3 protein-coding genes are annotated in these 3,542 nt (G+C 62.3%); all 3 read right to left on the bottom strand.

The features are described from left to right. A partial coding sequence (locus AC1DUU_RS26525) for a hypothetical protein (RefSeq protein WP_476786342.1) occupies window positions 1-1,036 on the bottom strand: 1,036 nt, incomplete at its 3' end. Beyond that, entirely contained in the window at window positions 1,033-1,734 is a 702-nt protein-coding gene (locus AC1DUU_RS26520; protein WP_476786341.1) for a 4'-phosphopantetheinyl transferase family protein, read from the bottom strand. The genes AC1DUU_RS26525 and AC1DUU_RS26520, both read right to left, overlap by 4 nt. Further along, window positions 1,734-3,542: LLM class flavin-dependent oxidoreductase (locus AC1DUU_RS26515; RefSeq protein WP_476786340.1), on the bottom strand; the 1,809-nt coding region annotated here is incomplete at its 5' end. The genes AC1DUU_RS26520 and AC1DUU_RS26515, both read right to left, overlap by 1 nt.

The following is a 3,542-nucleotide window of genomic DNA, read 5'->3' as shown; positions in this document are numbered from 1 at the left end:
AGGTAGAGTGCGGAACGAAGATGTTCGGCTTCGTCTTGATGTGGTCCATGCTGGGCTTCACAAGCAGGCAGCCCGCAAGGATCGCTTCGAAATCGCGCCAGCACAGCTCGCCGAAGCCAATCGGGCTGACGCATATGCGGCTGCGGGTGAGTTCCCGATTGTACTCCTCCTGCGACACACGCGATCGCGGCGCCAGCACGTTGAAGCGGCTGGACAGTTTGGTCACCGCCTCGATCGCGGAGCTCCGCATCGGCGAAATCCAGACTTCCGAAGGAACGTGGGCGCGGCAGAGAATGTCAATGGAACGGTCTTGGACCGTACCCTCGTCCGGCCGGGCGACAAGCTGCTCGATCTTGTCGTCGAGCGCGATGTTCCAGCCTATATGCAGCTTGCCCAGGCATTCATCACTGGGAGGGACCGGCGTAACCGGTTGGTCTTGGACGTAGCCCTCTGCGAGCCGCGAAACATAGTCGGTAAGGTTGTTGATCTTGATCTCATTTGCAGTCGAACGGTACGCCTTGCGATACGCCGAGATATCGGCGAAGCCATGCTTCTTGACATACAGGTCGACCGCTTCGCAGACGTTCGGCCATTGTATGCTCTGGTCGTCGTCACCGTCGAAATAGACCAGTTTCGTCTTTGTCCTGTCGATCGCCTGACGGAAATGYGTCAGCGCCTTCTCGACAGCCTCCGGGCTGGATCTGAACGATAACTTGAGCCCGACCGCGTCGAATTCGCGAAAGAATGCGCCAGGGCTGGCAAGGGCCGATTGCAGTGAGATCAAGCGAAATACGATCCCCAATTGGCTACGCAACGCGCGCTGATGCCGTACCAGCGGCGCAAACTGCTGCTCGCTCGTATACTCGGCCCCATCGCTGACAAGCAGCAGCCGGAGCACCGGTTTGCGCTTGCTCACCGCCCCGAGTACCGCGCTCTCGGCAACTCCGTATCGGTAGGATAAGGCGCTGCGCGCCCAGCGGCGGCGCAAGCCCCGCAAAAGTCGCTGGATCGCTTGCCGCCCGGCCGCGCGCGTCATTGCATTCTCCCATGATGAACGATCGAAGGGCCGGTGGTCATGCGCCGTGACAGGGTCATCGCAGTTGCAATGAAGCCCGATGCAATGCGAAAGCGCCCTTCAAAGATCTGACCGGCCAAAAACGGCGCCGTATCGACCTCAAGGCACGCCGTGAAGCGGCCCCTGGCCACATCCAGCAGGATCGTCACTGCATGAAAGTCGATGAGTTTCTTCGACAGGAGGTATTGGCTCTTGTAGAAAGTTTCCTTGGCACTGAAGATTGCCTTGGCAAGGATCAGGCGCTCCGCGGCCGGCTGACGATACAGCCAGATAAGCTCCGCCTCGGTGCAGGTCACATCCAGCAGATCCTCGTCCAGTGGCGTGACCGGTTCGACGTCAATGCCGATTGAGCTGCAATCTTCACTTTGACGCGCCACTGCTGCGACGCACCAGTCGGTGCAATGGCTGATGCTTCCGACGAACCCGTCCGGCCAGACCGGCGCCCGATCCGACGCAGCAGGGATTGCGGCCTGCGGCCCCCCTAGCAACGCCATGGCTTGGCGCGCCAGCGCACGGCCTGCCGCAAACTCCCGACGACGGGTTTCCTTAGCTCGCGACACGTAGGACTGCTCGACGGGATACAGCACCGCGGCCAGCGACCGGGGATCCCCTTGCGCTGTCGCTACATCCGCAGTGAAGAGCCCGGCGAAAAGGCTCATCAGCCATCTCGCATGCGCTGCATCGCAGCGCGTCGGTCGCCGAGTGCGGCACGTCGCATAGCAGCGCGATCGGCAACCTGGCTAAGCCGCTCGTCCGATTTGCCGCGATCGGCAAGATGCCCAGACAGTGCCGCGACAGTCGGGAAACGGAACAGGTCGGTGATGGCGATGTCGGTTGCGATCGACGCCTTCAATTCCCGATGCGCCTGCACCGCAAGGAGGGAATGACCTCCTAGTGCAAAGAAGCTGTCATTGAGCCCGACGCGTTCCACGCCTAGAACCCGACGGAAGGTTTCGGCGATCTGGCGCTGCACATTGTCGACAGGGGCGACATAGATCTCGGTTTCGGCCTCTCGCTTCGCCTCCGGCTTCGGCAGCGCCTTGCGGTCGACCTTGGCGTTTGGCGTCAACGGAAAGGCGTTGAGCGTCACGAAATGCGCCGGCACCATATATTCCGGCAGCGACTTCGCCAAATGAGCGCGCAGGGCATTTTCGTCGAGTTTTCCTTCCCTGAGCCGCAGATAGGCGACGATGCGGACGTCATCGGCGCGATCCTCGCGAGCCACGACAACGCTCTCGGCGACACCGGGGAACTCCGCGATCTGCGACTCGATCTCGCCAAGCTCGATGCGATAGCCGCGCACCTTGACCTGATGGTCGGTGCGGCCGAGGAACTTCAGTACGCCGTCGGCCGTGTAACGCACGAGGTCGCCGGTGCGATACATCCTGCCGTCGGCGAAAGGGTTCGCCACGAAGCGCTCGCTGGTCAGTTCATCACGGCCGAAATAGCCGCGTGCCACACCCTCCCCACCGATGACGAGTTCGCCAGCCATCCCAGGTGCGACCGGCCGCAACGCCGCATCGAGCACGTAGAGCTGTGTGTTGGCGATCGGCCTGCCGAGCGGTACCACGCCATCTGTGATGTCCGCCGTCATGGTCGACGACCAGATGGTCGTCTCCGTCGGGCCATACATGTTTTCAACTGCCGCGGAGGTCGCCTTGCGCAGTTCGGCGAGCAGTGAGGCCTGCAATGCCTCGCCGCCGATAAGGAGATGGCGGACCTGCATGAGAGCCAGCCTATCCTCCTCATTGACCAAAAACATGCGGGCCATGGACGGCGTGCACTGCAGATGTGTCACGCCATGAGCGGCGATGTCGGCGGCAAGCGCGCTCTGCGGTATCGCTTGGCCAGCGTCGATGTCGCGCGCCCGTGTGACCACCTCGGCCAGGGGCTTCAACCGCTCCAGCACGATGTCGCTCGGCACACCATAGTCGATCAGGCAGGCAACCTCATCGACCCCGATAGCCGCGATCTGGTCGACGCGATTGAGCGCGTCCTCGACCGTGCCGAACAAGCCGCTGTCTTCGAAATAGCGCAGGAAGGCGAATTCGAGGATAGCGTCGAGTTCRTCGGCCTGCAGCGACTGCAGGTCAATGTCCATCGGCTGGGCCACGCCCTGCGGTTTCTTGAAGGCTGGGAAGGCCCAGGCATATTGCTTGATCAGTGCCGCAGCGCTGCGCAAATAGTCCTTCATTGGACCGCGCGCACGCTCCCGCACTTCCTCACGGTCCCCGCCAAGCAGGGTATGCAGCATGAGCGTGACCTTGTGCGCGCTCGGGTCGTGGCCTGCCTCGGCAAGCGCCTCACGATAGACGCGGATCTTGCCGGCCAGCTCTTCGATCGACTGGCCGAGCAGGTGGGTGAGCACATTCGCGCCCATGCGCCCAGCTTCGCGGTAGGTCTCCGGATTGCCCGCAGTGGTGATCCAGACCGGCAATTCCTTCTGCACGGGTCGCGGCTGCGTGAC

The organism is Aminobacter sp. P4_H6_2, from assembly GCF_056400805.1.
This window is presented reverse-complemented; position numbering and strand designations above follow the sequence as displayed.